22 protein-coding genes are annotated in these 26,781 nt (G+C 73.3%); 7 read left to right on the forward strand and 15 right to left on the reverse strand.

All coding sequences use genetic code 11. From position 1 onward, the window contains the following. Positions 1-17: 17 nt before the first annotated feature. On the reverse strand, positions 18-1,832 hold the full coding sequence (locus AC069K_RS18345; RefSeq protein ID WP_478617360.1) for a serine/threonine-protein kinase: 1,815 nt from the start codon (positions 1,830-1,832) through the stop codon (positions 18-20). Between the two features lie 245 nt (positions 1,833-2,077). On the opposite strand from AC069K_RS18345, the gene AC069K_RS18350 reads away from it, so the two are divergent. Further along, on the forward strand, positions 2,078-5,533 hold the full coding sequence (locus AC069K_RS18350; protein ID WP_478617362.1) for a hypothetical protein: 3,456 nt from the start codon (positions 2,078-2,080) through the stop codon (positions 5,531-5,533). A gap of 8 nt (positions 5,534-5,541) precedes the next feature. Here the strand turns inward: AC069K_RS18350 and AC069K_RS18355 are convergent, their stop codons facing one another. Beyond that, a complete protein-coding gene (locus AC069K_RS18355) occupies positions 5,542-6,855 on the reverse strand; it encodes a cation:proton antiporter (protein WP_365102902.1) in 1,314 nt (437 codons plus the stop codon). A gap of 209 nt (positions 6,856-7,064) precedes the next feature. Here AC069K_RS18355 and AC069K_RS18360 point away from each other — a divergent pair, with 209 nt between their 5' ends. Continuing rightward, a complete protein-coding gene (locus AC069K_RS18360) occupies positions 7,065-8,210 on the forward strand; it encodes an aromatic ring-hydroxylating oxygenase subunit alpha (RefSeq protein ID WP_478617364.1) in 1,146 nt (381 codons plus the stop codon). Between the two features lie 21 nt (positions 8,211-8,231). Here the strand turns inward: AC069K_RS18360 and AC069K_RS18365 are convergent, their stop codons facing one another. From AC069K_RS18365 to AC069K_RS18390, 6 genes are read right to left on the reverse strand one after another with little or no spacing between them, the layout of a single operon-like run. Then, positions 8,232-9,473, reverse strand: coding sequence for a benzoate/H(+) symporter BenE family transporter (locus AC069K_RS18365; RefSeq protein WP_478617367.1), 1,242 nt, complete (start codon positions 9,471-9,473; stop codon positions 8,232-8,234). After that, positions 9,470-10,648 carry an acyl-CoA dehydrogenase family protein gene (locus AC069K_RS18370; protein WP_478617370.1) on the reverse strand — a complete coding sequence of 393 codons (1,179 nt, stop codon included), beginning with the start codon at positions 10,646-10,648 and terminating at the stop codon, positions 9,470-9,472. The genes AC069K_RS18365 and AC069K_RS18370 overlap by 4 nt, the downstream gene beginning before the upstream one ends. Beyond that, complete coding sequence (locus AC069K_RS18375; RefSeq protein WP_478617373.1) at positions 10,645-11,391, reverse strand: thioesterase II family protein; 747 nt, start codon at positions 11,389-11,391, stop codon at positions 10,645-10,647. Before AC069K_RS18375 ends, AC069K_RS18370 begins: the two co-directional genes overlap by 4 nt. Before the next feature lie 49 nt (positions 11,392-11,440). Further along, entirely contained in the window at positions 11,441-11,713 is a 273-nt protein-coding gene (locus AC069K_RS18380) for a phosphopantetheine-binding protein (protein ID WP_358831640.1), read from the reverse strand. A gap of 19 nt (positions 11,714-11,732) precedes the next feature. After that, positions 11,733-13,364 (reverse strand): amino acid adenylation domain-containing protein, encoded by a 1,632-nt coding sequence (locus tag AC069K_RS18385; RefSeq protein ID WP_478617377.1) that lies wholly within the window; start codon positions 13,362-13,364, stop codon positions 11,733-11,735. 45 nt (positions 13,365-13,409) lie between these two features. After that, positions 13,410-14,372, reverse strand: coding sequence for a chlorinating enzyme (locus tag AC069K_RS18390; protein WP_365102918.1), 963 nt, complete (start codon positions 14,370-14,372; stop codon positions 13,410-13,412). 518 nt (positions 14,373-14,890) lie between these two features. On the opposite strand from AC069K_RS18390, the gene AC069K_RS18395 reads away from it, so the two are divergent. From AC069K_RS18395 to AC069K_RS18405, 3 genes are read left to right on the forward strand one after another with little or no spacing between them, the layout of a single operon-like run. Then, entirely contained in the window at positions 14,891-15,934 is a 1,044-nt protein-coding gene (locus AC069K_RS18395) for a 3-oxoacyl-[acyl-carrier-protein] synthase III C-terminal domain-containing protein (protein WP_478617380.1), read from the forward strand. Then, positions 15,931-17,178: an MFS transporter gene (locus AC069K_RS18400; protein ID WP_478617383.1), complete on the forward strand. Its 1,248-nt coding sequence runs from the start codon at positions 15,931-15,933 to the stop codon at positions 17,176-17,178. Before AC069K_RS18395 ends, AC069K_RS18400 begins: the two co-directional genes overlap by 4 nt. Positions 17,179-17,191: 13 nt before the next feature. After that, entirely contained in the window at positions 17,192-17,491 is a 300-nt protein-coding gene (locus tag AC069K_RS18405) for a muconolactone Delta-isomerase family protein (RefSeq protein WP_365102927.1), read from the forward strand. Here AC069K_RS18405 and AC069K_RS18410 read toward each other — a convergent pair. From AC069K_RS18410 to AC069K_RS18425, 4 genes are all read right to left on the reverse strand, one after another. After that, the gene (locus AC069K_RS18410; protein ID WP_365102930.1) at positions 17,445-17,723 is read right to left on the reverse strand and encodes an acyl carrier protein; all 279 of its coding nucleotides are present in this window, start codon (positions 17,721-17,723) and stop codon (positions 17,445-17,447) included. The genes AC069K_RS18405 and AC069K_RS18410 overlap by 47 nt on opposite strands. After that, positions 17,720-18,571 (reverse strand): class-II aminoacyl-tRNA synthetase family protein, encoded by an 852-nt coding sequence (locus tag AC069K_RS18415; protein WP_478617387.1) that lies wholly within the window; start codon positions 18,569-18,571, stop codon positions 17,720-17,722. The genes AC069K_RS18410 and AC069K_RS18415 overlap by 4 nt, the downstream gene beginning before the upstream one ends. Continuing rightward, a complete protein-coding gene (locus AC069K_RS18420) occupies positions 18,568-19,563 on the reverse strand; it encodes an FAD-dependent oxidoreductase (RefSeq protein WP_365103119.1) in 996 nt (331 codons plus the stop codon). Before AC069K_RS18420 ends, AC069K_RS18415 begins: the two co-directional genes overlap by 4 nt. Before the next feature lie 105 nt (positions 19,564-19,668). Then, complete coding sequence (locus tag AC069K_RS18425) at positions 19,669-20,709, reverse strand: 3-oxoacyl-[acyl-carrier-protein] synthase III C-terminal domain-containing protein (RefSeq protein ID WP_365102935.1); 1,041 nt, start codon at positions 20,707-20,709, stop codon at positions 19,669-19,671. Positions 20,710-20,923: 214 nt separating this feature from the next. Here AC069K_RS18425 and tsaA point away from each other — a divergent pair, with 214 nt between their 5' ends. Next, the gene (gene tsaA, locus AC069K_RS18430; protein WP_365102937.1) at positions 20,924-21,391 is read left to right on the forward strand and encodes a tRNA (N6-threonylcarbamoyladenosine(37)-N6)-methyltransferase TrmO; all 468 of its coding nucleotides are present in this window, start codon (positions 20,924-20,926) and stop codon (positions 21,389-21,391) included. On the opposite strand, the gene AC069K_RS18435 is transcribed toward tsaA, so the two are convergent. Next, positions 21,345-22,619 (reverse strand): MFS transporter, encoded by a 1,275-nt coding sequence (locus tag AC069K_RS18435; protein WP_478617392.1) that lies wholly within the window; start codon positions 22,617-22,619, stop codon positions 21,345-21,347. The genes tsaA and AC069K_RS18435 overlap by 47 nt on opposite strands. Positions 22,620-22,674: 55 nt before the next feature. Here AC069K_RS18435 and AC069K_RS18440 point away from each other — a divergent pair, with 55 nt between their 5' ends. Continuing rightward, positions 22,675-23,661 (forward strand): DUF5937 family protein, encoded by a 987-nt coding sequence (locus tag AC069K_RS18440; protein WP_478617395.1) that lies wholly within the window; start codon positions 22,675-22,677, stop codon positions 23,659-23,661. Positions 23,662-24,021: 360 nt separating this feature from the next. On the opposite strand, the gene AC069K_RS18445 is transcribed toward AC069K_RS18440, so the two are convergent. Together AC069K_RS18445 and AC069K_RS18450 are read right to left on the reverse strand one after the other, a co-directional pair. After that, the gene (locus tag AC069K_RS18445) at positions 24,022-25,164 is read right to left on the reverse strand and encodes an XdhC family protein (RefSeq protein ID WP_478617398.1); all 1,143 of its coding nucleotides are present in this window, start codon (positions 25,162-25,164) and stop codon (positions 24,022-24,024) included. 56 nt (positions 25,165-25,220) lie between these two features. Beyond that, on the reverse strand, positions 25,221-26,678 hold the full coding sequence (locus AC069K_RS18450; protein WP_358836188.1) for an NCS2 family permease: 1,458 nt from the start codon (positions 26,676-26,678) through the stop codon (positions 25,221-25,223). Positions 26,679-26,781 lie beyond the last annotated feature (103 nt).

Here is a 26,781-nt window from a genome sequence, read left to right on the forward strand (position 1 = left end):
GCTCGGCCCCCGCTCGTTCAGGACGTGGGGACGTTGCGCCACACCGTCAGGTCCACGCCGACGAACTGGCTCGCCGACTCCTTCGGCGCGAAGCCGAGCACGGTGACCAGGCCGTAGTGCCCGGAGCCGGTCTTCACGCAGATCCGTGCGCCCTTGCCGACCTTGTCCTTCGTGATCGACGTGGTGTACCGGGTGTTGGAGCGGCAGCCGTCCAGGGTTCCGGGCTCGCCGGGCTCCAGCAGGGCCATGGTGTTCTTGGACTGGTTGGTGGCGAGGGCGTCCCCGTTGACGATGTCCTCCGCGTAGCCGAAGTCGCCCTCGTAGAACACGTCCATCTTCTGCGGCTGGGGCGGCTCGTCGGCGAACTTCACCGAGTACCCGCGGGTGATGCTGATGTTCTTGTACACGGCCCCCTGCGGCGTCGCCGGGGGCTTGCTCTTCGCGCTGCCGGCGCCGGTCCCCGGGGTGGAACTGCCGGGCTGGGCGCTGTTCTTGTCGCTGCCCCCGTGGGCGGGCTTGTCGGCGTTCGAGTCGCCGTCGGAGAGCTGGCTGACCAGGTATCCGCCGACGCCGATGAGCGCGGCGGCGACCGCGACCGCGACGACCGGCACGGCCCGGTTCCGCTTGCGGGGCGGTTGCGCCTGCCCGGCCCCCCGCGAACGGTCCGTGACGGTCCCGGGGGCGGGCGGATGGACGTACTGCGGCTGTACGGAGTGGGGTTGAGCGGGGTAGGGCTGTACGGGCCGCGGATAGGCGGGCTGGGTCGGCGGGTGCGCGGGCGGGGTGTGCGGGGCGGTCTGCGTCGGGGGGTACGCCGGGGGCGTGGCCGGGGCCGCCTGCGTCGGCGGGTGGGCCGGCTGCGGAGGCGGGGTCGGGGCGGCCGCCTGGGTGAGGTCGGCCGCGTAGGAGGAGGGCAGCCAGCCCTCCGGGCGGCGCAGCGCCGGGTCCTGGGAGGCCCGGCCGCACATCTCGATGACCTGGGCGGGGGACGGGCGGCGGGCCGGGTCCTTGCTGAGGCAGGCGGTGACGATCTCGCGCAGCTCGTCCGGGAGGCGGGACAGGTCCGGGTCCTCGTGCACGATCCGGTAGAGGACGGCGTGCGAGGAACCGTCGCCGAAGGCCGCGGAGCCCGTCGCGGCGAAGACCGCGATCTGGCCGAGCGCGAAGACGTCGGTCGCCGCCGTGCAGCTCGTCCCGGCCGCCTGCTCGGGCGACATGAAGGACGGGGTGCCGACGCTGACGCCGGTGCCGGTGAGCGCGGTGGCGTCCGCGGCGCGGGCGATGCCGAAGTCGATGACGCGCGGCCCGTCGACCGCGAGCAGCACGTTGGACGGCTTGAGGTCGCGGTGGACGATGCCCGCCTGGTGGATGACCTGGAGCGCCTCGGCGATCCCGGCCACCAGGAGCAGCACGGTGCCCACCGGCATCGCGCCGTGGGCGGCGACGGCCGCGTGCAGGGAGGGTCCCTGGACGTAGGCCGTGGCCAGCCACGGGTGCGGGCCGTCGGTGTCGCTGTCGACCACGGGCGCGGTGTAGAGGCCCTGCACCCGCTGCGCGGCCCGCACCTCCTGCTGGAAGCGGCGGCGGAAGTCGGGGTCCTCGGCGAACTCGGGCCGGATCACCTTGATCGCGACCGGACGGCCGCCGGGCGTGTAGGAGAGGTACACCTTGCCCATGCCGCCGGCGCCGAGCCGGGCGCTGAGCAGATATCCGGCCACCGAGCGCGGGTCGTCCTCGGCCAGCGGCTGGAACACTCCCGCATCCGCCGCGGGCCCGTCCGTTCCGCCGCGACTCGACTGATGCTGCTGATCCGACACTGTTTGCCCCCGCATATCCCTTTACCCGGCGCTTACGGCGCCGAGCCTATCGAAGCCCGCGCCCTACGCGCCCTCCGGCGGCGCGGATGGTGGTCCCCGTGATGATCGCCGCCAGCCGGACGCCCATGGGCCGGCTCCAAGGGCCCGGCCCGGCCGCACGGCTACGCTGGGCCCTCGGCCGGTCCTCAGCCGCCTCACCCGCGGCCGGGCCGCGCCGAGTCGGGGCTTCGCCCGTCGAACGGAGGGACCGGGACACGCGGATGACGGGGCGGGAACAGCTGTCGGCGCGGAGCACCGGCCAGGCACGGGCCGACGGCCGTGGCGCCTTCGCCAACTCCGGCGTGATCAACGGCGATGTGACGGTCGGGGAAGCGGCGCCGCCACACGTCCCGCGCTCGGGATATCTGTTGCAGGTGGAGGCCGTCGCCGCGGCCGAACTCCGCGACAGGGAGCGGGAACTGGAGGCGATGGCCCGCTTCTGCACGGAGTCGGGCGCCACGGCGGACGCGGTCTCCTCCGCCGCCCCGAGCCCTCCCCCGCTCCCCGGCGCTCCCGCCCCGTACTGGCGGTGGCAGGCTCCCGCCTGGGCCGGGAAGTCGGCGCTCATGGCCCACTTCGTGCTCCACCCGCCCCCGGGCGTCGACCTCGTCGCCTTCTTCGTCACCGCCCGGCTCGCCCGGCAGAACGACCGGCAGGCGTTCTGCGAGGTGGTCCAGCGGCAGCTCTACGTACTGCTGAGCGAGGAGGAGCCGCTGACGACCGACTGCACCCGCGATGAGCAACTGCTCCTCGCCCTCGACCGGGCGGCGGAGGCCTGTGCGCGCCGCCGGCGGCGGCTGGTGCTCGTCGTGGACGGGCTCGACGAGGACCGCGGGGTGACCTCCGGGGCGGACACCCACAGCATCGCCGCACTGCTCCCCCGTCGTCCCGCGCACGGCATGCGCGTCCTGGTGGCCGGCCGGCCCCATCCGCCCGTGCCCGACGACGTATCCGGCGACCACCCCCTGCGCGACAGCCGCATCGACCACCCGCTGGAACCGTCACCGCACGCGCAGGCGGTACGGGTCGACGCCGAGCGCGATCTCCTGCGGCTCCTGGAAGGGGGCGGGACCGGCCGGGAGCTGGTGGGGCTCGTCGCCGCCGCCGGGGGCGGACTGAGCGCGGCCGATCTCGCGCGGCTGACCGCGAGCAGCGGCCGGCTGGTCGAGCGGGAACTGACCGCTGTCAGCGGCCGCAGCTTCCGCGTCCGGGCCGCCCACTGGTCCGCCGCCGCCGGCGCGGCGGCCTATCTTCTGGCGCACGAGGAGATCCAGCGCGGTGCCCTCGCGCTGCTCGGCACGGACGAACTGGCCGGGCTGCGGGGGCGGCTGCACTCCTGGGCGGACGAGTACCGGGATCTCGGATGGCCCGCCGGCACGCCCGAGTACCTGCTGCGCGGGTACGTCCAGCTCCTGCACGAGCAGCGGGACACCGCCCGGCTGACCGCGCTGGCCCGTGACCCGGCCCGGCACGAACGGCTGTGGCAGGTCACCGGCTCCGATCTGGAGGCCCTCACCGAGATCGCGCTCGCCTTCGACCTGGTGTCTCCCGGCACCAGCGGCGACCCCGGCGGACCGGACGTCCACACCGCGGTCCTCCTGGCGTTCCGCCGCGACGCGCTCCACGACCGGATGGACCACCTGCCCTCCTCCCTGATCGCGCTGTGGGCCCGGCTCGGGCACGTCGACCGGGCCGTCAACCTCGCCAGGGCGCAGGGCCGGGTCAGCAGGGACGTGGCCCTTGCCGAGGTCGCCGGGGTACTGGCCACGGGCGGACACGAGGGGGCCGCGTTCGAGCGGGCGGTCGAGTTGGCGGACAGCAACCCCAGTGACTATCTGCGGGACCGGACCCTGCGGCGGATCGTGGGCGCGCTGGTCGCGGCGGAGGACTACGCGCGGGCCACGGAACTGGCCCTGACGGTCGGGGAGGCGGACGAGCGGGCCAAGGCGCTGGCCGCCGTCGCCACCGGTCTGGCGCGGGCGGGCCACGAGGACCGCGCGCTCGCTCTCGTACGCCGGGCCGAGGAGCTCACCCGCTCCCTCGGCCCGTCGCGAGCCCTCGGTGAAGTGCGCGGCGCCCTCGGCGCCGCACTCGCCTGCGCCGGATTGGCGCGGGAGGCCGACGAGTCGCTGCGGCGCGCCGTCCTGGCGGCGCAGGAGAGAGCCGAGCCGTACGAACGCGCCCAGACCCTCGCCGCCATCGCCTCGGTGCTGGCGAGCGCGGGCCACCTCACCCGTGCCGCCGGGATCGCCCGGCAGGCCGCCGCCCTCACCGACGCGCTCACCGATCCGGACCAGCGTGCTTGGGCCACACCCGCCGTCGCACGGGCGCTGGCCGCGGCCGCCCTGCCGGAGCGGTCCGTCGGCCTCGCCCTCCGCCTCGACGACGAGGACGACCGGGAGGAGCTGCTCGCGGACCTCGCCGGGGTGCTGGCCCGGGAAGGGCACGCGGAGCTGGGTCTCCGGCTGGCCGGTGACCTCGCCGACCCCTACGAGCGGGCCCGCGCGCTCGCCTCCGTCAGCGAGGCGGCCGCCGGGGCGGACTCCTCGCACCCCGCGTCGGACTCTTCGCACCAGGCCGTCGACGCGGCCCGCGATGCCGCCGCGCTCGTCACCGAACCCGCCCTGCGGATCCAGGCCCTCACCTTCGTCGCGCACGCCCTGGCCGTCGCGGGACGCCACGCCGAAGCCACCGAAGCCGCGCGTCTGGTCACCGGTCTCGCCCGTGGCGGACTCGAACCGCCGGTCCCGGTAGGGGTCCTGGCCTCCCTCGCCGAGGCGCTGGCCGCGGCAGGCGAACCCGATCAGGCGGCGGGCCTGGCCCGGCGGGCCCTCACCCGGGTCCCCGGCGGCCCTCCCCTCGCGCAGGCGCGTGATCTGGCCGCCGTCGGAAAGGCCTTCCTCGCCATGGGGCTGGAGCGGCACGCCACCGGCGTCTTCCGGTGGGCCACCAACGTCGCCTCGCGCTCCGTCCATCCTTCGGAGCGCGGCGACGCGCTGTGCGATGTCGCCGAGGCCTGGGCGCGGGCGGGCCGCCCGGGCCGGGCGCTGGTGCCGGCGCGCCGGGCCCGCGCGCTCGCCGATGCCGCCACCAGCGCGTACCAGCGGTGGTGGACGCTCGCCTCGGTGGCCCGGGTGCTGGCCCTGGCGGGCCGGTACGAGGAATCCGTCGGCCTGGTCCGTACCCTCGCCGACGGTCACGCCGCCGACTCCGCCCTGTCGACGATCGTCCGGGCGGTCGCCCGGTCGGGCCGGCTCACTCAGGCCGAGGAACTCGCGGACGGCGTCGGCGACCTCGTCGAGTACGAGCGCACGCTGGGGTATCTCGCCGGAGCGCTGGCCGCCGCCGGGCATCACGACCGGGCCCTCGCCCTGGTCGACGGCCTCACGAACCCCGTCATGCGCGACCTCGCGCTGCCCGCCGTGGTCGGCGCGCTGGCCGGCGCCGGAGAGGTGACCCGCGCCGCGGAGCTGGCCGAGACCATCCGTTCCGAAGAGCACCGCGGTCTGGCCCTCGCCGCCGTGGCGCGGGCCCTCGGTCCCACGCCGACCGCCCGTGGGCACCTCGTCGAGGCGTTGCGGCTGACGCGCTGGGACGCCGTCCTGGACGCGCTGCGCCTGGTCTCCCCGGGGGACATCGAGGTGGTCGCCGCCCTGGCCGTGCGGAGAGGAACCTGACGTCGGTGTCAGGCCGGGTCGTGGAGCGGCCGGTCCGCGGGCGTGCCCCGGGGGGCCGGGGGCCGCGACGGGCGGACCCGTTCCAGGAGCGGGCCCGTCATCAGGGTCGTGGCGACCGCCATCAGCACCATCGCCGTGAACAGGCGCGTGTCGATGACGCCCAGGCCCAGGCCCACGTTGAGGATGACCAGTTCGGTCAGCCCCCGGCAGTTCAGGAGCACCCCGAGGGCCGTCGCCTCGCGGGGGGTCGCGCCGGTCAGGCGGGCCGCGCCGAACGCTCCGGTGAACTTGCCGGCGCAGGCCGCCACCACGACGGCCCCCGTCATCACCAGGCCCCGGGCGCCGAGGCCGGAGACGTCCACGGACATGCCCGTGACGGTGAAGAAGACCGGCAGGAGCAGCAGGCTGGTCTGCTCGATCCGCTCGGGCACCTGCGGGGCGCTCTCGTCGATGTGGCGGTGCGGGACGACCGCCCCGAAGGCGAACGCGCCGAAGACGGCGTGCAGGCCGATCTCCTCGGTGGCGACGGCCGTCAGCAGGACGCCGACGACGAGGACGGCGTGGGTGAGCGCGGGGCCCGCCCACGGCCTGGCCGGGTCGAGGAGCCAGGCCAGGCCCGGGCGTACGAGCAGGACGAGCGCGGCGAGCAGCAGCGCCGACTCCAGCACCATCCGGGCCAGCGGCCACGGCCCGCTCGCGCGGACCACCACGACCACCGCGGCCAGGATGCACCAGGCGAGGAAGTCCTGGACCGCCGCGCAGGCGAGCGAGAGCGCGCCCAACGGGTCCTTGTACAGGCCCCGTTCGGCCAGGATGCGGGCGAGGACGGGGAAGGCGGTGATGGACAGCGCAGCGCCGAGGAAGAGCGCCGGGCCCAGCGGCCCGTGCGTCCGGAGCTCGGACTGGTCGAGCCAGGAGTGCATCCCGTACCCGAGGCCCACGCCGAGCCCGAAGGGCAGCGCCACCGAGGTCAGCGAGACCGCCGCCACCTGCCGTTTCGCGCTGGGGGTGCGCAGGTGCCCGAGGTCGAACTGGTAGCCGACGCCGAACATGAAGAGGACCAGGCCCAGTTGGGAGAGGAGATGGAGGGAGGGCAGCGTCGAGGGCGGGACCAGCCTGGTCTCCAGGTGGCCCGGCAGGAGGGAGAGGAGGCTGGGGCCGAGCAGGATGCCACCGACGATCTCGCCCATCACCGCGGGCTGGCGCACCCGCCGGGCCAGCCGGGACAGCGCGAACGCCACGGCGAGGACGACGGCGAGGGCGAGGAGGAACCGTGCGGTGGGGGGCGCCCCGGCTTGGGCGAGTACGCGATGCGTCGGCACGTCGGGGCACTCCTGTCGGGCCGCAGGGTGTTCCGCTGTCCCGCCGTTCTACCGGCGATTCACCGATCAGCACAACCGCCGTTCAACCGCGCTTTTTTTGACATTGAACAACCCTCGTCACCACAAAGGAACCCCTATAGAATTGCGCCGCACCCGAACCCCGCCCGATGATCACCTCTGTGCGCGCGGGACTTGGAGGGAGTTGACGGATGGATCGCGACGAGGAACTCCGGATTCTCGACCGTGCCCTGGAGCATCTGCGCGACAAACGGCTCCCGCTGACCGACTCGGACACCCGGGTGAGCGTAGACCGCTATCACTCCCCGCAATGGTACCGGGCGGAAATCGACCGCATTTTCACCCGGTTGCCCTCGATGCTGGTGCACACCTCCGAGATTCCCGGACCGGGCACCTTCACGACCCTGGAGCATTTCGGCAGGCCGCTGATCGTCAGCCGCGACCAGGACGGTGTGGCACATGTCCTCCTCAACGCGTGCCGGCACCGCGGGGCGCGTCTGGAGAAGGAGCCGTCCGGCCTGCGCAAGCAGTTCACCTGCGGTTATCACGCCTGGCGCTATGACCTGGACGGCACCCTCGCCGCGATCCCGAGCCCGCACTGCTTCCCCGGGGTCGAGCGGGGGAAGCGCAATCTGGTGGCGCTCCCGTCGGTGGAGGCGTACGGATTCGTCTGGCTGATGCCCGAGGAGAATCCGGGCCGCGCCGACCTCGACGCGTTCCTGGGCGACTTCCGGCCCGACATCGCGGATCTCGACCTGGCCTCGTACGAGATCTACGGCGCCGAGAGCCAGGAATGGGAAATCAATTGGAAACTGGTCGTGGAAGGCACGCTCGAGGGCTACCACTTCCCGTTCCTGCATGCGAAGAGCGCCAACCCGCTCTTCGAGAACAGCACGTTCTTCTTCGATGCGTTCGGGCCCCATCTCCGCTCGATCCTGCCCAAGCGGTCGATAAACTTCATCACGAGGACGGAACGCTCCGAACGGCGTCTGCTGTCGGTGGCGAACGTGATCCACACGATTTTTCCGAACGAGACGGTGCTGCACCAGTCGGACCACTTCCTGTGGATCACCAGCCACCCGCTCGGCCCGACCCGTACGCTCGTGAAACTGCGCCTCATCGTGCCGAGGGGATCGGTGGGCGAGGGCAGTGCCGAGCAGTGGGAGGAGAACCGGCAGCTGACGTATCAGGTGCAGTACGAGGACCTGGAGATCTACCGGGAGATCCAGATCGGCCTGACCAGCGGCGCCAACGAGGAACACTGCTTCGGTACGCAGGAGTTCGCGCTCCGGAAGTACAACGAGGCGATCGAGGCGCATCTCTTCCCGGACCGGTGAGCGCACGCCGGCCGCGGCGCCTCACTTCGCGGGCAGCCGCCTCTTCGCCGCGTACAGCGCGCCCCCGGCCAGCAGACCCCAGAAGGCGCCGCTGATCCCGAAGAACTGCACGCCCGACACGGTCACCACCAGCGTGACCACCGCCGCCTCCCGGTCGCCCGGGTCGGTGACCGCTCCCACCAGTGAGTTGCCGAGCGCGCCCAGCAGCGCGAGGCCCGCCACCGCCTCGATCAGGGTGGGCGGGGCCGCGCCGACGAACGCGACCGCCGCTCCCGCGCCCAGGCCGAGCAGGATGTAGGCGCCGCCGCCGATGGCCGCCGCCCGGTAGCGCTTGCGCGGGTCGGGGCCGGCGTTCTCGTCGGCGCACAGCGCGGCGGTGATCGCGGCGAGGTTGACGGCGTGGCCGCCGAAGGGCGCCGCGGCCAGGCCGAAGGCGCCGGTCCAGCCGAACAGCGGGCCCGGCTCGGGCTCGTAGCCGTTGACGTTCAGGACCGCGATGCCCGGGATGTTCTGCGAGGCCATCGTCACCACGTACAGCGGAAGCGCGATCCCGATCACGGCCGCCGCCGTGAAGTGGGGGGTGACCAGGACCGGTTCGGGCCACAGGGGGCCGAGGTCGGCGGCGGATATGTGGGTGGTCGCGGTGATCAGGACCACCGCGACGACGACCGCCGCCGGGACCGCGTACAGCTTCCGGAAGGCGCCGACCACGGCCCAGACGCCGACGATCGCCAGGCCCAGCGCCGGTTTCTCCTGGACGGCCTTGGCGGGGGCCAGGCACAGCGGCAGCAGGATGCCCGCGAGCATGGCGTTGGCCAGGGGTTTCGGGATGGCCGAGACGGCACGGCCGAGCGGTTTCCACAGTCCGGTGACCACGATCAGCGCGGCGGCGACGAGGAACGCGCCCACGGCGGCGGCGAATCCGCCGTCGACCGAGGCCGCGCCGGCGAGCAGCGCCGCGCCGGGCGTCGACCAGGCCACGCTGACCGGCATCCGCAGCCGCAGACTGAGGAAGATCGCGCAGGCGCCCATCGCGACGGAGAGCGCCATCAGCCCGGACGCCGCCTCGGCGCGGCTCGCGCCGACCCGGGTGAGGCCTTCGAGGACGATCGCGAACGAGCTGGAGAAGCCCACGAACGCGGCGATCAGCCCGACCGTCCCGGCCCTGACCAGCTCGGACGCCAGGCCTGGGGGCCGCACCGGACCGGTTCCGGGGCTCGGTGGACCGCCGGCGCTCGTCGCCTCCGTCTCGGACGTGGTCACGGCAACTCCTCGTATCCGCTCTGTACGACGATGTCGCGCATGACCTCGCTCGCTCCGGCGGCGACGGTGGCGGCTTGGGCGTCATGCACGGTCTGGACGATCGGCGCGCCCTCCCGGAAGCCCTCGGAGCCGTGCAGATGGCGGCACTCCTCGGCCACGGTCCGGGCCACTTCGGTGGCCTTGAGCTTAGCCATCGAGCAGGCCGTGATCGACAGCGGGTCGCGGGCGTAACTCCAGGCCGCGTGGTGGGTGAGCCGACGGGCCGCCTCCACTTCGGTGAGCAGATCGGCCATCGTGTGGCGGACGGCCTGCTGGGCGCTGAGCGTCGAGCCGAACATGGCGCGGCCCTTGAGGTGCCGCCACGTCAAATCCAGGCAGTGGGCCGCGTCCCCGACCGCCGAGATCCCCGCGGCGAGCCGCTCCAGCTGCATGTTCTTCATGATCTGGACGAAGCCGGAGTTGCGGCGGCCGATCATGTTCTCCTTGGGCACCCGCACCCCGCGCATGCTCACGTCCGCCATCGCGCAGGCACGCCAGGCGATCGAGTCGTTGGGCAGGACGTGGACGCCCTCGGCGGCGCGGTCCACGACCAGCAGGGACAGATGGCTCTGGCCCGCGCCGGACCGGGGCTCGCCGGTCCGTACCGCCGTGACGAAGAAGTCCGCGAAGCCGCCGTTGACGACGAAGCGCTTCTCGGCGTCGACCACCAGATGGTCGCCGTCCTCGACGGCCGTCGCCTCCAGCCGTCCGAGGTCCGAGCCCGCCTGCGGTTCGGTGATCGCCAGTCCCGCGATCAGGTCGCCCGCCACGGCCGGGCGCAGATAGCGCTGCTGGAGCTCGGGCGAGCCGTTGGTGGCGAGATAGCTCGTGCCCATGTAGGCGTGGAGCGCCACCGCGAACCGCACTCCCCCGAAGCCGGCGCGGCCCAGCTCCTCCAGGAAGACCACCGAGTGGAAGAGGTCGAGTCCGGCGCCGCCCACGGACGGGGGGTGGTTGAGGCCGAGGAGGCTTTCGGCGGCGAAGGCGTGCCAGGCCGAGCGGGGCATCGCGCGGCGCCGCTCCCACTCCGCCGCGTACGGCACGACCTCCTTGCGGAGGAACGTACGCACCGAGGCGCGGAACTCCTCGTGTACGGGTGTGAGGTGGGCCGAGGGAACGCTCAGCAGGTCGGTCATCGCGCGCCCCCCGTCCCCAGCCGTCCGCAGACCGTCGCGAGCACGGCCTCCTCCTCGTCGCGCAGGAAGAAGTGCCCGGCGGGAAAGGCGCGGATCGTGAACTCCCCGGTGGTGTGGTGCTTCCAGGCCACCATGGACTCGTACGGGTCGATGTCGTCGTCCTCGCCGCACAGCGCCAGGATCGGCGCGGAGATCCGCCCCGGCGTGGGCTGCCAGGTCTCGGCGAGCCGCAGATCGGCGCGGAGGACCGGTTCCAGGAGCGTCATCAGGGCGCGGCTGGCGAGGACTTCGGGCGGGACGCCGTTCATCTCGCGCAGCCGCCGGTGCAGGGTGGGCCCGTCCATGGTGTGCATGGGCGGTGTGCGTGCCGGCACGCCCGGCGCCCGGCACGCCGAGACGACCAGGAGCTCGGGCGGGCGGTGGCCCTCGGCGGTGAGCCGGTGGGTGAGTTCGTAGGCGAGACGGGCGCCCAGGCTGTGGCCGAAGAAGGCGTACGGCCCGCGTGCGGTCTCGGGGGCCAGGGCCTCGGCGAGCGCCCCGAGCGCCTGCGGCCAGGAGTCGAACGGCTTCTCCCGGAAGCGCTGTTCGCGTCCCGGCAGCCGGATACCGGTCACCGCCACGCTCGGCGGCACCCGTGTCCGCCAGTCGCGGAAGACCTGGGTGCCGCCGCCCGCGTACGGGAAGCAGAACAGCCGCAGGGCGGCCGGGCCGTCACCGGAGAACCGGGCGAACGGCTCGCCCACTGGGGTCCGGGGCGGCGCGGCGGCACGGGGCGTCGGGCGCACGGCGGGCCTACGCCATCGCCTCGTCGACGGCCTTGGCCAGGCTGCTCAGCCGGGCGTCCTCGTAGAGCGTCTCGGGCAGCAGTACGTCGACGGCGAAGCGCTCCTCCACCCGGGACAGGAACTTGATGGCGGTGAGGGAGTTGCCGCCGAGCTCGAAGAAGTCGTCGCCGACGGCCACGTCGGTGATGCCGAACAGACCGCGCCAGATGTCGGCGATCGCCTCCTCGGTCGCGGTCATGGGCTCGGTGCCGAGCGCCGCCTGGGAGTCCTGGGAAGTCATGGCCTTCTCCTCCGTCCGGTCAGTCCCGCGTGGCCACCGGCTGGGCGGCCGGGGCGGCGGGTGGTGGGGTGTGGGTGTCGTGGGCGGCGAGCAGCGCGCGGCCGTCGACCTTGCCGGTCGCGGTCAGCGGCAGCGCCTCGCACAGGTGGATGCGGGCCGGTACCAGATACGCGGGGAGCAGGGTCCGCAGATGGTGGCGCAGCGAGGCGGAGGTGACGGACGGGTCCGCCACCACGAAGGCGACCAGGGACCGTTCGCCGCGTTCGGTGCTCACCGTGACGTGGCTGCGCCGCACCGCCGGGTGCCGGTCGAGGTGGTGGGCGACCTCGCCCAGCTCGATGCGGAAGCCGTTGATCTTCACCTGGTCGTCCTCGCGGCCCTGGAAGACGAGCGAGCCGTCGGGGAGCAGGGTGCCGTGGTCGCCGGTGCGGTAGAGCCGCTCGCCGACGCCGCCGATCTCACGGTCCACGAACCGCTCGGCGGTGAGCTCGGGCATGCCGAGGTAGCCGGGCGACAGCCCGTCGCCCGCCAGGCAGATCTCACCGGTCCGGCCCGGTTCGCACAGGGTGGTGCCGTCGGTCACGTAGAGGCGGGTGTTCTGGATGGGGGTGCCGATCGGCAGGAGTCCCGAGTCGGGGATGAGCCGGTCGATGCGGTGGTAGGTGGCGAAGGTGGTGGCCTCGGTGGGTCCGTACACATGGACGAGACGGCCCGGCCCGTACCGGCGCAGCGCCGCCGCCACGTGCGGGATCGAGTGGAGTTCGCCGCCCATGAGGACGGTCTCGGTGCCGTCGAGGGCGCCGGGTGCCTCGTCGATCACGGCGTTGAACAGGGCGGTGGTGAGGAAGACGACCGTGACGCGGTGGTCGTCGATGACCCGCCCGAGCCGGGAGAGCCGCACCAGGCCCTCCGGGTAGAGCACGCAGGTACCGCCGTTGAGCAGCGCGCCCCAGATCTCGAAGGTGGCGGCGTCGAAGGTGACCGGCGCGAGCTGGAGCAGCCGGCTGTCCGCCTCCAGCCGGGCGAAGCGGGCGCCGAGGACGAGCCGGGCGATGCTGCGGTGCCGGATGGCGACGCCCTTGGGGCTGCCGGTGGAGCCGGAGGTGAAGTTGACGTACGCGAGCGCGTCGCCGCCGACCTCGACGCCCGGGGCGGTCTCGCACTCCTCCACCCCCTCGTCCACCGGCAGGACGCGGCACGCGCCGAGCCGCCGGGCGAGCTGTTCGGGGCGGTCGGTCAGCACCCAGCGGCAGTCGGCCCGCGCCAGCAGTCCGCGCAGCCGCTCGTCGGGCCAGCCGGCGTCGAAGGGCAGGTAGACGCCCCCGCACTTGAGTACCGCGAGCAGCGCCACGATCAGCTCGGGCGAGCGGGTCAGGCAGACTCCGGCGGTCGAGCCCGGGGTGAAGCCCTGGGCGAGCATGCGGCGGGCGAGGCCGTTGGAGAGCCGGTCGAGCCGGGCGTAGGTGTACGCGCGCCCGTCCTGCACCACCGCGAGCGCGTCGGGGTGGCGCGCGGCGCTCGCGGCGAAGAGCGCGGGCACCGAGCTGTCCCGCGGATAGTCGGTGGCGGTCCGGTTGATCCGGCGGTGGAGGGCGAACGCCTCCTCGGTGCCGGTGAGTCGGGTCCCGTTGAGTCTTTCCAGCGCAGACACCCCTTTGGGATGTGGCGACGTCGGAGCAGGAGTGGCCGGGCCCGGTCAGCGGGCGGGCCGGAAGGGCGTGCCGTTGACGGTCCGGTCGACGAACCGGTTGTGCTTGTACCGGTCCTCGCCGGACACCAGCACACAGCCGAACTTGTCGAGGCTTGCCTCGCCGCCGAACTCCTCCAGGGCGTCCGAGAACGGGTAGACCCGCACCTGGGTCGGCAGATAGCGGGCCGCGTACCCCAGCCGCATGTGGTCGGTCAGGCCCGCGTGCGGGTGCGAGGCGTGCATCAGGGTCGACCAGAAGACGATGAACTGGCCCTGCTTGAGCACCATCGACTTGGCCCGGGACTCGTCCGGGCTCCAGTTGGGGTCCTTCTGGAGCTGGCGGTAGTCGTAGCCGAAGAAGCCGCGCCGGACGCCGCCCTTCTCCACCTTGCCGATGGAGTCGGCGTCGTACGTCATGACCTTGGACTCGTCGTAGTTCATGGTCCGGTGCGAGCCGGGGATGAACTGGAGGCAGCCCATCTCCACGCTGGCGTCGGTGAACGCCGACCAGACGGTGATGGTGCCGCCGAACTCGGAGTCCTCGGGCCAGACGATCTGGGGGTGCTTGGATCCGGCCACGTTGGAGAAGTTGTCGGCCTGGTGCCAGTCGGTGCCCTCGTCCCCGGGGTACTTCGGGAAGAACTCGGTGCGCCAGCAGAGCACGTCCGGGCCGAGGAGGCTGGCGACCCGGTGGACGATCTCGGGGCGGGTGATGTGGTCGGCGAGGAAGTCGACGTCGAGGTGGCGGTCGTAGTTGGCGAGGTTGGTGACGCCGGAGACCGCCTTCTCCTGCCCGTAGATCGCCCGCTTGGTGTTGAGCAGCTTGGGGCGCAGGGCGCGGAGGTTCTTCTCCATCTCGTCGGGTTCGTAGAGGTCGAACGGGCCGATGTATCCGTCCCGGTGGAACTGCTCGATCTCCCGGGCGCTCAGGGAGAAGTCGGTGCTCGTGGTGCCGGCCAGGTCGTCCATGCATCACCTCTGTGTAAGCGACACTCCGCTGCGGCAGCGGACGGGTAAATGCGTGCTGTTCCGGTCAACTCTCGCCAGTCGAGGACGAGTTGTGCTCTGTTTAACACAGGACTTCCTCCGGACGCTTCTATTCCCCGCCAGTTGCACAGGTGGACACCCTCCGACGGGCATCGCGCGGGTGGCGCGGGGTGCCGTGCGCGTGGACCTCGGTGCGGGCGGCGCGCGAGGGGGTGCGGGAGCGGGCGGCGCGGCCCGCCGGGACCGCGCACAATCGGCCGCGTACGAGGGCTTCGGACATAACCTGTCAGGTACGAACAGAAAGGGCTGGTGGCGGACCGGGGGAACGGGCCCGTGCTCGCCCTCCGCACACAGCGGGCCCCACTGGGGCGCGTGAGGGCCTTCCGGGGCGCGCGACTTGCGCCTTTCGGGCCTTGACGCGGCATCACGGGGAGGGGAAGACTCTCGCTGATAATCCGCATCACTGACGATGCCCTCCGGGGCCCTTCCGGGAGGACCCAGTGCGTCTGTCCCCGCCCTTGACCACGCCGCTGCGGATCGCGGCCGCGACGCTCTGGCTCCCGGACCGGCGCGAGACCACCGAGGCCGCCCTCGCGGCAGGCCGGGTCGACGAGGAGACCGCGACCCGCCTCGGCTACCGCGAGGTCACCGTCAGCCCCGACCACGCGGCCCCGGAGATGGCGGTCCTCGCCGCCACCGACGCGCTGGCCGCGGCCGGATGGGACGGGGCGGACCTCGGCCTGGTCGCGCATGCCTGGACCTACCACCAGGGCCATGACTTCTGGGCCCCCGCCAACTACGTCGCCCACCACATCGGCGCCTCGGCCGTGCCCGCCGTGGGCGTCCAGCAGATGTGCAACGGCGGAGCCGCCGCACTCGAAGTGGCCGCCGCCCGCATGATCGCCGACCCGTCCGTGGCCCGCGCCGCCGTCACCACCGGCGACCGCTTCCTGCCGCCCGCCTTCGACCGCTGGCTCGGCGACTACGAGCTGGTCTACGGCGACGCCGGGACCGCCCTGCTCCTGGACCGCGCCGAGGGCCCGTACGAGCTGCTCTCGGTGGCCACCGTGGCGCGTTCGGAGTACGAGACGATGCACCGCGGCGACGACGAGTTCAGCTCGATGCCCCGCACCCTGCCCCAGGTCGACGTGCGGCGCACCAAACGTGCCTTCGTCGCCTCGGGGGCCGAGCCCGGGTTCACGGCGGCGCTCACCGAGGCCGTCCTCGACGTGGTCGGCACCGCGCTCGGTGAAGCGGGGCTCGCCCCGGGCGACCCCCGGGTGCGCTTCCTCGCCCTCCCCCGGCTCGGCGCGGGCCCGCTGGAGGAGTTCTTCCACCCGACCGTCGCCCGCATCGGCCTGCGCCACGCGGAGATCCTCAACCTGGGCGGGGGGACCGGGCATCTGGGCGCCGGGGACTCCGCCGCCAACCTGGCGGCCCTGCACACCGGCAAACGGCTCGCTGCGGGCGAGGTGGCGCTGCTGCTCAGCCTGGGCGGCGGTTTCAGCTGGTCCTGCGTCGCGGTGCGGGCGGTGGCCCGATGAGAGGGCAGCCGTCGGACGGGAAGCCCGGCGACCGCGCGGTGGTGGCCATCCTGTGCGCGGGGTTCTTCCTGCTCGACTTCGACCTCGTCGTCATCAACCCGGTCCTGGTCCCCGTCTCCAAGGACTTCGACGTCAGCCTGGGCACCACCACGCTCGCCCTCACCGGCTATCTGGCGATGGTCGGCATCATGCAGCCGGTGCACGGCGCGATCTCGGACCGGGTGGGGCGGGTGCGAGTGCTGCGGACCGCGCTGTTCGGGCTCGGCCTCGCCGATCTGGCGGCGGCCCTGGCGCCCGACGCGGCACTGCTGATCGCGGGCCGGGCGGTCGCCGGCGGCTTCGCCGCCGCCCTCATCCCGGTGACCGTGGCCTACGTGGGCGACCACATCCCGATGGAGCGCCGCCAGCGCACCATGGCGGCGATCATGTCCTCCAGCGCGGTCGGCGCCGCCTTGGCGACCGTCGTCGCGGGCGCGCTCACCGAACTGTTCGACTGGCGCTCGCCCCTGCTCATCCCGGCGGTGGCCGCGCCCCTGCTCGCCGTGGTGTACACGCTGCTGCCGGAGGCGCCCCGGGCGAAGGGCGCCGAGGGCCCCAGCGTGCGGGAGCGGTTCGCCCAGGTGCTCGGGGACGGCTGGTTCCGGTTCCTCATCCCGTTCAGCTTCGTCGAGGGCGCGGCGATGATGGGGCTCTTCAACTTCTTCAACGCGGCCCTGCAGAAGCACGGCAGCAGCGCCCTGATGTCGGGCCTGGTGACCAGCGCGTACGGGGTGGCGGCCATCGGCGGCAGTGTCGTCGTCAGGGCCTTCGACACCCGCGCGACCGGCGCGGGCATGTTCGGCTGGGGCACCGGTCTGCTCTTCGTGGGCTATCTCACGGCCGCGCTCACCCAGTCGGTGCCGGGCATCCTGATCGCCGGCGCCCTCGCCGGACTCGCCCTCGCCGTCGGCCAGTCCGCGCTCCAGGCATGGGTCCTGGAGGCGGCCGCACCCGAGGCACGCGGCAGCGCCGCCGCGCTCGTTGCCTGCTCGGTCTTCACCGGCGCCGCCGTCAGCACGGCCGCCGTCGGCCCGCTCGCGGGGCGCGGCGACTTCGGGACGCTCTTCGCGGTCGCGGCCGCCGCGACCGCGGTGTCGTCGGTCGTCGGCACCCTCGCCCGGGCCCGCTTCGAGCGCTCGGACCGCGCCCAGCGGATGCCCGCGGGGCCGCCCGTGGACCAGGAAGCCCCGAAGTCACTCAACTGAAGGAGAAGCACCCATGGCGCTGTTCGCGGTGATAGCCAGGCGGGCCCCGGTCGGCATCGGCATCGAGGAGTTCCAGCAGAAGCTCGCCGAGGGCTTCCGCTACACGCAGGAGCTCCAGGAGAAGGGGCTGATCAGGGACCGCTGGATCCTGGTGGGCGCCTCGGCGGGGCTCAACGTCTACGACGTGGAGTCGCACGAGCAGCTGATGCAGCTGCTCTACCGCAGCCCCGCCGGGCTGCACCTGGACTACGAGGTGTATCCGCTGATCAGCCCGCCGAGCTACGACCCGACGGCCGAGGGTCCGGCCCACTGAAGAACGCCCGCTCGATCCGGCTCAGCGAGCGGAAGTCGTCGAGGTCGAGGTTCTCGATGTCGACCGGCCGCCCGCTGAGCCGCTCGATCAGCACGATGAACTCCAGAAAACCCAGCGAGTCGACGAGCCGGCTCTCGATCAGGTCGTCCTCCGGGCCGATGCCGCCCGCCTCCGGGTGGCGCCGGGAGATCCAGGCGACGACCTCCGCCAGTCCGGCGGCCGGCGCCCTCACCGCTCGTCCCCGCCGGTCCCGAGGGCGGCTGCGGCCTTCTCCACAGCCTCCGTCGCCGCCTCCCAGCTCCCGTACCGCGTGTACAGCACGGAAAGCCAGCGCTCCAGGCCGAAGGCCACGCAACTGGTGTGGACGGGGCTCCCCGTGCCCTCCAGGGTGATCCGGCAGCGCTCGCCGAAGAAGTTGCGGTGGACGTTGAGCGAGGCGATCGCCAGGTCGTCGACGAGGAACTCGTGCTTGACGGGCGAGAGGCGCTGGAGCAGCGCCCGCTGCCCGCCTCGGTCGTAGAAGGGGTCGGTCGCGGCCTCCTTGCGCACGGCGAGGCCGAGGGCGGCGGTGAGGGCGGTGACGCGCTCCTCGAACCGGCGCAGATGCTCCTGGGTGAAGTCGGCCGAGCCGAGCGCCACGATCTCACGCATGTGGAAGCCGAGGAGGCGCCGCAGCCCGTCGTAGTGCTCCTCGCGGCGGAAGCAGCGTCCGAGTACGGTCACGGCCGTCCCGTCGGGAAGGGCGCGGCCCTCGTGGTGGAGGTAGACGGCGAAGCAGGCGGCCGAGGGGAGGCCGAAGAGCGCCGGTTCCAGGTCGTCGGCGGTGAACCGCTCGTGCGGTACGCCCGGTTGGTGGCGCGTCAGGTCCAGGGTGCTGACCACGAGGGCCTGGTGCGGGAAGTTCTCGTACACGTCGAGGCGGGAGAGGTCGGCGACCGGGAGCAGCGGCGGCATGATCATCGGCGTGGCGCCGCTGTCGTTCCCCCAGCCCTCCAGGAGGGCGTCGAGCCGTTTCAGCAGGAGGGTCGGACCGGCCGGGAGGGTCTGCGGACCCGGGCCGGCCGCCGGGGCCGCCGTCATGAGACGACTTCGGCGGTGGCGCCGGAGAGCGCCAGCCGCAGGACGTCCTGGGCACAGCCCCAGGAGAGGCCGACCGCGATGCCGCCGTGACCGTAGTTGTGGATCACCCGTGCCGAGCCGAGGGGCTCCACCGCGAGGCGGGTCTGCGGCCGTGACGCCCGCAGGCCGACCTCGACCCCGGTGACCTTCGCCCCGGCGATGCGCGGCTCCACGGCGGCGCAGCGCGCCAGGATCTCCTCGGTCTGCGCCGGGTCCGGGTCCATGCTCCACACCTCGCGCTCGGCGGTCCCCCCGCACACCAGGCGGCGCCCGTGCGGGAAGTAGCTGGTGGAGGTGGGGCCCGGGTTCTGCTCGAAGAAGAACTCCTCGATGCCCGGGTTCTCCACGATCACGTGCTGGCCGCGGACCGGGAACACCTTGGGGTCGTCGGCCAGGGCGCGCGCCCCCACGCCCGTGCAGTTCACGACGAGCGGTGCCTGGGCGGCGGCCTCTTCCAGCGAGTCCACCGTGCCCACGTCGACGCTGCCCCCGGCGGCCGTGACCCGGGCGGCCAGATGGTCCAGGTAGACGGGCATGTCCACGATCGGCAGATCAACCCGGAACGCCACCGGGAACCCGCCGCTCTCCTCCTCTCCGCACGGCGTGTAGCCGGGCAGGTGGGCGGCCCACTCATGACCGCCGGCGGCCTGCCGGTTCACCAGGCGGCCCCGGGTCAGGCGGACGCCGCTGTCCGGCTGCTTGGCCAGCGCGCCGAACTCGGCCAGGCTGACCTGGTGCCAGGGGCGGGTGATGGCGGTCGGCGCGAACTTGGCCTCCGCCTCGCTCTCGTCGGCGATCGCCGGACCGCCGATGATCGCTCCCGCCACGGCCGACGTGGTCAGCCGGGGCGCGCGCTCGGCGACGACCCGGACCGTGAAGCCGCGCTCGGCCAGACATACCGCCGTGGTCAGTCCGGCCACACCCGCGCCGATGACCAGGGCCTCGTTTCGCATCGTCACTCGACTGCACCTCTCACTGGGGAAGCTGCGCGAAGGACCCGTACGGGAATCCCGCACGGAAAAGACGTTCCGCGCCCGCCGGGTGTGACCGGACGGGGGCTATTCGTGGGAAATGGCGACGCAGGACCAGGTGAAGCCGTTGCCGGCGCTCAGGAAGAGCGCCACCTCGCCCGGCGCGAGCCGGTCGTCGGCCTGGAGGGTGGCGAGGTTGGCCACGACGTCCCCGGCACCGAGGTGCCCGGTGTCGCGGCCCAGGTCGAGGAGTTCGGTGTGGGGCAGGGCCAGTTCGTGCACGGAGGGCCCGTAGAACTGGCTGAGGGCGCCGGTGCTGAGGCGGGGCAGGACGAGGTAGCGCAGCCGGGGGTCGGCCGGGGTGAGCCCGGCGTCCGCGATGGCGTCGAGCACCACGCGCTGCACGGAGCGGCGCAGGACGGCGACGAACCTCGGCCAGCCGCCGCCCGCCCGGAAGACGAGTTTGGTGCGCCGGGCGCTGACCGTGGCGTACGTGGCGCGCGGCGCGGGGGTGAAGGCGTCGTCGCCCCGGTAGAGCACCTCGTACTCGGGGACGCTCACCGAGGCGATGGCCAGGAGCCGGTAGGGGCCCGCGTCGCGGTCGAGGAGCAGGGCGGTGGCCGCGTCCCCGTACGCCACGTCGATGTCGCCCGACCAGCGGTCGAAGCCGGGCTGGACGAACCGGTCGGCGGTGGTCACCAGGCACCGGTTGACCGAGGGGTCGAGCGCGAGCCGGCCGGCGGCTACCTCCAGGGCGGCCACCGCGCCGTTGGAGGTCTGCTGCACCCCCAGGGGGGTGGCGCGGCGGGCCCCGATGCCGTGGGCCACGTAGTGCGGCGCGGACCAGAAGTCATGGCCCTGGTGGTAGATCCAGGAGTGGACGACCAGGCCGAGGTCGTCGCCCGACCAGCCCGCGTCGGCGAGCGCCTTCTGGGCCGCGAGCACGGCCATCTCGGGAGCCGCCCGGTCCGGGCTCTCGCTCAGCGCGCGGTAGCCGAGCCGGTCGGCGGTCTCCTGGTCGAGCCGCCCGGCCGCGACCGCCCGAGCGGTCTCCAGACGGCGGGACGGGAGCCAGAGCACGGCGGCGGCTATGCCCGGCGGGTCGGGTAACGGCGGACTCAGTCTCACGGGCTGCCTCCTCGGACCGGCCCGACGGCTCGGGCCGTACCTCCCGGCTGCCCACTATATTGTCAGCGTTATTGATTGTCAGGCATCTGTCTCTCGACTTCGCGCACGACCGGCGCGTTTCAGGCATCCCGCGCCGGTTCCGTGCGGAGTGTCGTTCGGCATGTGCTGTCGTTCTCCTTGGTTGTCGTGGTTCCGGAGTGTGAGGAGATCCGTGGTGTCCCAGCCGACCACCCCTCTCGGCGCCGACGCGGTGGTGCCGCTGTCGCCGATCGGCCATGTCGTGACGGAGTACGCCGTCCCCCAGCAGACGCCGCCGCAGGCGACGTTGGCGTACGGGGACCAGGGCCGCGTCGTGCTCTACGAGCCGTACGCGGGAGGGCTCGACGGCATCGCCGAGGGCTGGTACGTGTGGCTGCTGACCTGGCTGCACGACCAGACCGACGAGGAGGCCGCACCGCTGCGCGTGGTGCCGCGCGGCTGGGAGGGGAGCGGGCGCACGACCGGCGTCTACGCCACCCGGACGCCCAACCGGCACAACCGCATCGGGCTGAGCCTGGTCCGCGTCCGCGAGGTGAAGGGCAACGTCCTGCACTTCGACGGGGTGGACCTCGTCAACGGCACCCCGGTGCTCGACATCAAGCCGTATTCGCCGACGTCGGACACTCCTCCCGAGGACGCGTAGCCGCGGCGCGCTCCGCGCGCGCGGCGAGCGGCCCGGTGACCGTTCCCGCCACGAGGAACAGGGTGCCCAGGAGCAGCCAGCCCGCCACTCCCGCGTGGGTCACCAGGCCCGCGACCAGCAGCGGTCCGCCCGCCCTGGCCAGGTCCGAGCCGAGGCTCCAGGCGCCCAGGAACTCCCCCTGGCGGTGCGGATCGGCGAGGCCGTAGGAGACGCCCCAGCCGCTCGCCGAGGAGAGCAGCTCGCCCGCCGTCAGCAGGGCCACGCCCACCGCGAGCACCAGCACGGCGGCCACCGGCGGGAGGCCCGCCGTGGTGGCCGTCACCGCGCACGCGGCGAGCAGCGCCCACCCGGCGCGCCGGCCCGCGACCGCCGCCCCGGCGACGGTGTCGCTGCCGCGTGCGGCCCGCACCTGGAACAGGATCGCCAGCGCGGTGTTGAGCGGCATCAGCACCGCGACCGACCAGGTGGGCGCGTGCGTATGGGTGGAAATCCACAGCGGGACGCCGAGGCTGAGGACGTCGGCGTTGATGTAGAGCAGCCCCGAGAGAGCGGCGAGGGCGAGGAAGCGGCGGTCGCGCAGGGCGGCGCGGCGGTGTGCGGGACGCCTGGCGTCCGGCAGCGCGGCCGGGCGCGGGCCGTCGTCCGGCATCCGGGCCACGATGGCGGCGACGACCGCGTACGAGGCGCAGTTGCCGAGGACCAGGACGGTGTATCCGGTACGGGAGTCGGCGGCCAGGGCGGCGCCCGCGCCCAGACTGCCCAGCGAGAAGCCGATGTTGAGCATCACCCGGGTGTACGCGCTGGCCGCGACCAGCGCCGAGGAGTCCGCGATCCGGGCCAGGTAGGCGCCGCGGACCGGCCGTGACGCGCTCTCGGCGAGCGCGATGGCGCAGACGACGGCGAGGAAGCCGGCGAAGCCGTCGACGAACAGGTACCCGGCGAAGGCGACGGCCCGTACGACGACGGTGGCCAGATACACCCGGCGGTGCCCGAACCGGTCCCCGAGCTTTCCGGCCGGGACGGTGACGGCCGGTCCGAGCAGGGCGGCGACCGTCAGGCCGAGGCCGACCTGGGTGGCGCCGAGCCCGACGATCCGGGTGAAGAAGAGGGCGGCGCCGGTGTGGAAGAGGCCGTTGCCGATCCAGTCGACGAGGGTGGTGAGCGCGTAGGCGCGCAGCGGACCGCGGGGCGGCAGCAGAGCTGCCGCCCCGGAAGAGGTGGAGGACATGCCCCCAGCCAACGGCCTTCCGCCGCGCACCGACAGAGATTTAGGCTGGGGCTCAATGCTCCGCTACCGCCTGGGGGTCGACGACCTCGCCGACATGCGCTTCGCCTGCTCACCGCTGCTGGAGACCGCGACCAGCCTGTGGGCGCTGCGGCGCGCCGACAAGTACGCGCTGCACCTGCCGTGGGTGCGGCGGACGCGGGCGGCGCTGGCCGACGCCCCGGGCCTGGACACCGCGCTGCTCGGGGAGCTGACCGTACGCGGCAGCGGCTGGATCCCGGACTTCCTCACCCCGCGCCCCGACTCGCCGCTGCCGGACGTGCGGGACGAGCTGCGGCGGGTACGGCGGACGGCGCCCGACAAGGCGCTGGCGGACGTCCGGACGGCCTACGCGGGGCGCGCCCTGCCGCCGCGCCTGGCCGAACTGGCCGCCGATCCGCGCGGGTTGCGGGACGCGATGGCGCGGGTGCTGGAGGCGTACTGGGAGCTGGCGATGGCGCCGCACTGGCCGCGGATGCGGGCGGTCCTGGAGGCGGACATGGTGTGGCGGGCGCGGCTGCTGGCCCGCGAGGGCGCGGCGGCGGTGCTCACCTCGCTCGACCGGACGGCAAAGTGGCGGGGCGGCGAGCTGACGCTGTTCGTCCACCGGGACCTGGAGCTGGGGGCGGCGGTGGAGGGGCGGGGACTGTGGCTGGTGCCGACGCTGTTCGCCCAGCACGCGATCAGTCCGGTGGGGCCGGACGAGCCGCCGACGATCGCGTATCCGGCGCGGGGGGTGGGGACGCTGTGGGAGTCCCGCCCGCCGCGTCCGCCCGGGGCCCTCGCCTCGCTGGTGGGCGCGCCCAAGGCGGCGCTGCTGCTGGCCCTGGACGGCCCCGCGTCCACGACCGAACTGGCCCGCCGGCTGTCCGTCACGCCGAGCGCGGTCTCCCACCATCTGGCGGTGCTGTACCGGACGGGGCTGGTGAGCAGGGCTCGGGCGGGGAGGGTGGTGCTGTATGCGCGGACGGGGGTGGGGGACGCGGTGGCGCACCCGGAGAACTGACCTCCGCCGCACCCCGGCTCCCTCGCTTCGCGTTCACCCGCGGGCCGGTGGGGGCTGCTCGCGCAGTTCCCCGCGCCCCTGAAACGGCCTTCGGCCCCCTCGCTTCGCGGCCGTCCGCAGGCCGGTGGGGGTTGCTCGCGCAGTTCCCGCGCCCCTGAAACGGCCTTCGGCCCCCCTCGCTTCGCGGCCGCCTGCCGGCCGGTGGGGGCTGGTCGCGCAGTTCCCCGCGCCCCCGAAAGGGCCTTCGGCCCCCTCGCTGCGCGTTCGCCCGCCGGGCGGTTGGGGTTGCTCGCGCAGTTCCCCGCGCCCCTGGAAAGGGCCTTCGGCCCCCCGGTGTGTCGGCCAGCGTCGGGGCGTTGGTTACGCTCCGATTGCCCGGCGGAGGGCTACCGCCTCGTGGTGGATCGGTGTGTGCGCGCCCGTCAGCGGCACCCCGCTCCCCCCGCGCCGGCTCGCCACGATCTCCGCCGCGATCGACAGCGCCGTCTCCTCCGGTGTGCGCGCCCCGAGGTCGAGGCCGATCGGGGAGTGCAGGCGGGCCAGTTCCAGCTCCGTCACGCCCACCTCGCGCAGCCGCGCGTTGCGGTCCTCGTGCGTGCGGCGCGATCCCATCGCGCCCACGTACGCCACCGGCAGCCGCAGCGCCAGTTCGAGCAGCGGGACGTCGAACTTCGCGTCGTGGGTGAGGACGCACAGCACCGTACGGGAGTCGACCCCGGTCGACTCCAGGTAGCGGTGCGGCCACTCCACCACGATCTCGTCCGCCTCCGGGAAGCGGACGGACGTGGCGAACACGGGCCGCGCGTCGCACACCGTGACCCGGTACCCCAAAAACTTCCCCACCCGTACCAGCGCCGACGCGAAGTCGATCGCGCCGAAGACGATCATGCGCGGGGGCGGGACGCTCGACTCGACCAGGACCGTGAGCGACTGCCCGCACAGCCGGCCGTCCGCGCCCAGCACCAGCGTGCCGGTGCGGCCCGCGTCCAGCATGGCGCGTGCCTCGTCCGCCACCGTCCGGTCGAGCTCGGGGTGGCCGCCGAGGGCGCCCTCGTACGTACCGTCGGGCCGTACCAGGAGCGGGCGGCCCACCAGGTCGGACGGGCCGTCCGTGACGCGGGCCAGCGCCGCCGCCCCCTCGCTCGCCGCCGTGGCGAGCGCGGCGGCGAACACCGCCCGGGACGGGGAGCGGGCCGGCACCGGGGTCACCAGGATGTCGATGATCCCGCCGCAGGTCAGGCCGACGGCGAACGCGTCCTCGTCGCTGTAGCCGAAGCGTTCGAGGACGGGTTCGCCGTCCTCCAGCGCCTGCCGGCACAGCTCGTAGACCGCGCCCTCCACGCATCCGCCGGAGACCGAACCGATCGCCGTGCCCTCGCCGTCGACGGCGAGCGCCGCGCCGGGCTGGCGGGGCGCGCTGCCGCCGACCGCCACCACGGTGGCGACGGCGAAGTCACGGCCCTGCTCGACCCACCGGTTCAGCTCCTCGGCGATGTCCAGCATGTTCGGTCTCCTTAGAGGATGGTGGAGGGCGTCCGGTCGTACGCCCCGCTCGTGGCCTACTTGACGCCCAGCCAGTTCTCGATGGGACTGAGCGCGAAGTAGACGAGGAAGATTCCGGACAGGGCCCACATGAACCCGCCGATCTCCCGCCACTTGCCCTGCGCCGCCTTGATGACGGTGTAGGAGATGACACCCGCGCCGACACCGGCGGTGATGTTGTACGTGAACGGCATCAGGGCCACGGTGAGGAAGACCGGGATCGACACCGAGCGGTCGTTCCAGTCCACGTGCCGCGCCGCGCTCATCATCATCGAGCCGATCACGACCAGCGCGGCGGCGGCCACCTGGGCCGGGACCAACTGGGTGAGCGGGGTGAAGAAGAGGCAGGCCGCGAAGAAGAGGCCGGTGACGACCGAGGAGAGGCCGGTACGGGCGCCCTCGCCGGCGCCGGTCGCGGACTCGATGAAGACGGTCTGGCCGGAGGCTCCGGAGACGCCGCCGATCGCGCCGCCCGCGCCGTCGATGAACAGCGCCTTGGACAGACCCGGCATCCGGCCCTTGTCGTCGGCGAGCTTGGCCTCCTGGCCGACGCCGATGATGGTGGCCATCGCGTCGAAGAAGCCGGCAAGGACCAGGGTGAAGACGATCATGCCGACGCCGATGGCGCCCATCTGGTCCCAGCCGCCGAACTCCACGTCGCCGAAGAGTCCGAAGTCGGGCTTGGCGACCGCGCTGCCGTCCAGGCCCGGGGCGAGCCCGGCCCAGTCCTTGTCGTCCAGGCCGGCGATCTTGGTGACCGCGAGCGAGAGGACCGTGCCGGTGACGATGCCGATCAGGATCGCGCCGGGGATGTTGCGCGCCTGGAGGGCGAAGATCAGGAGCAGGGTCACCGCGAAGAAGAAGACCGGCCAGCCGACCAGCTCGCCCGTGGCGCCGAGGGTGACGGGGCCGCCCTGGCCCTTGCCCACGAATCCGGCCTTCACCAGGCCGAGCAGGGCGACGAACATGCCGATGCCCATGGTGATCGCGTGCTTGAGCGGCAGCGGGATGGCGTTCATGATCATCTCGCGGAGGCCGGTGACGACCAGCAGCATGATGACCACGCCGTACATGACGCACATGCCCATGGCCTGCGGCCAGGTCATGTTGGGGACCACCTGGGTGGTCAGGGCCGCGGAGACGTTCAGTCCGGCGGCCAGCGCGAGCGGGACCTTGCCGATGAAGCCCATCAGCAGGGTGCTGGCCGCGGCCGCGAGGGCGGTGGCCGTCACCAGGCCCGCATGGCCCAGCGTGTGCTTGTCGACGTCGGGCGTCGAAAGGATCAGCGGGTTGAGCAGGAGGATGTAGCACATCGCCATGAAGGTGGTGATGCCGCCGCGCACCTCCTGCGCGACCGTGGATCCTCTGTCCGTTATGTGAAAGTACCGGTCGAGCCAAGACCTGCCGGCGGGGACGCGCGAGCCGGAGCCCGCCTCCTCGGCGGTGGTCTTCGGCTCCACAGACTGCTGGGTCATGGTGCCTACTCCCAAGGTTCACAGGGGCACCCGCATCGGACGGAGACCTCCGTCGGACAAGCTGCGGGATTTGGGATGGTGCGTGGGCTGCACGACCCGGGGG

It is taken from the genome of Streptomyces sp. NPDC043908 (genome assembly GCF_056435525.1).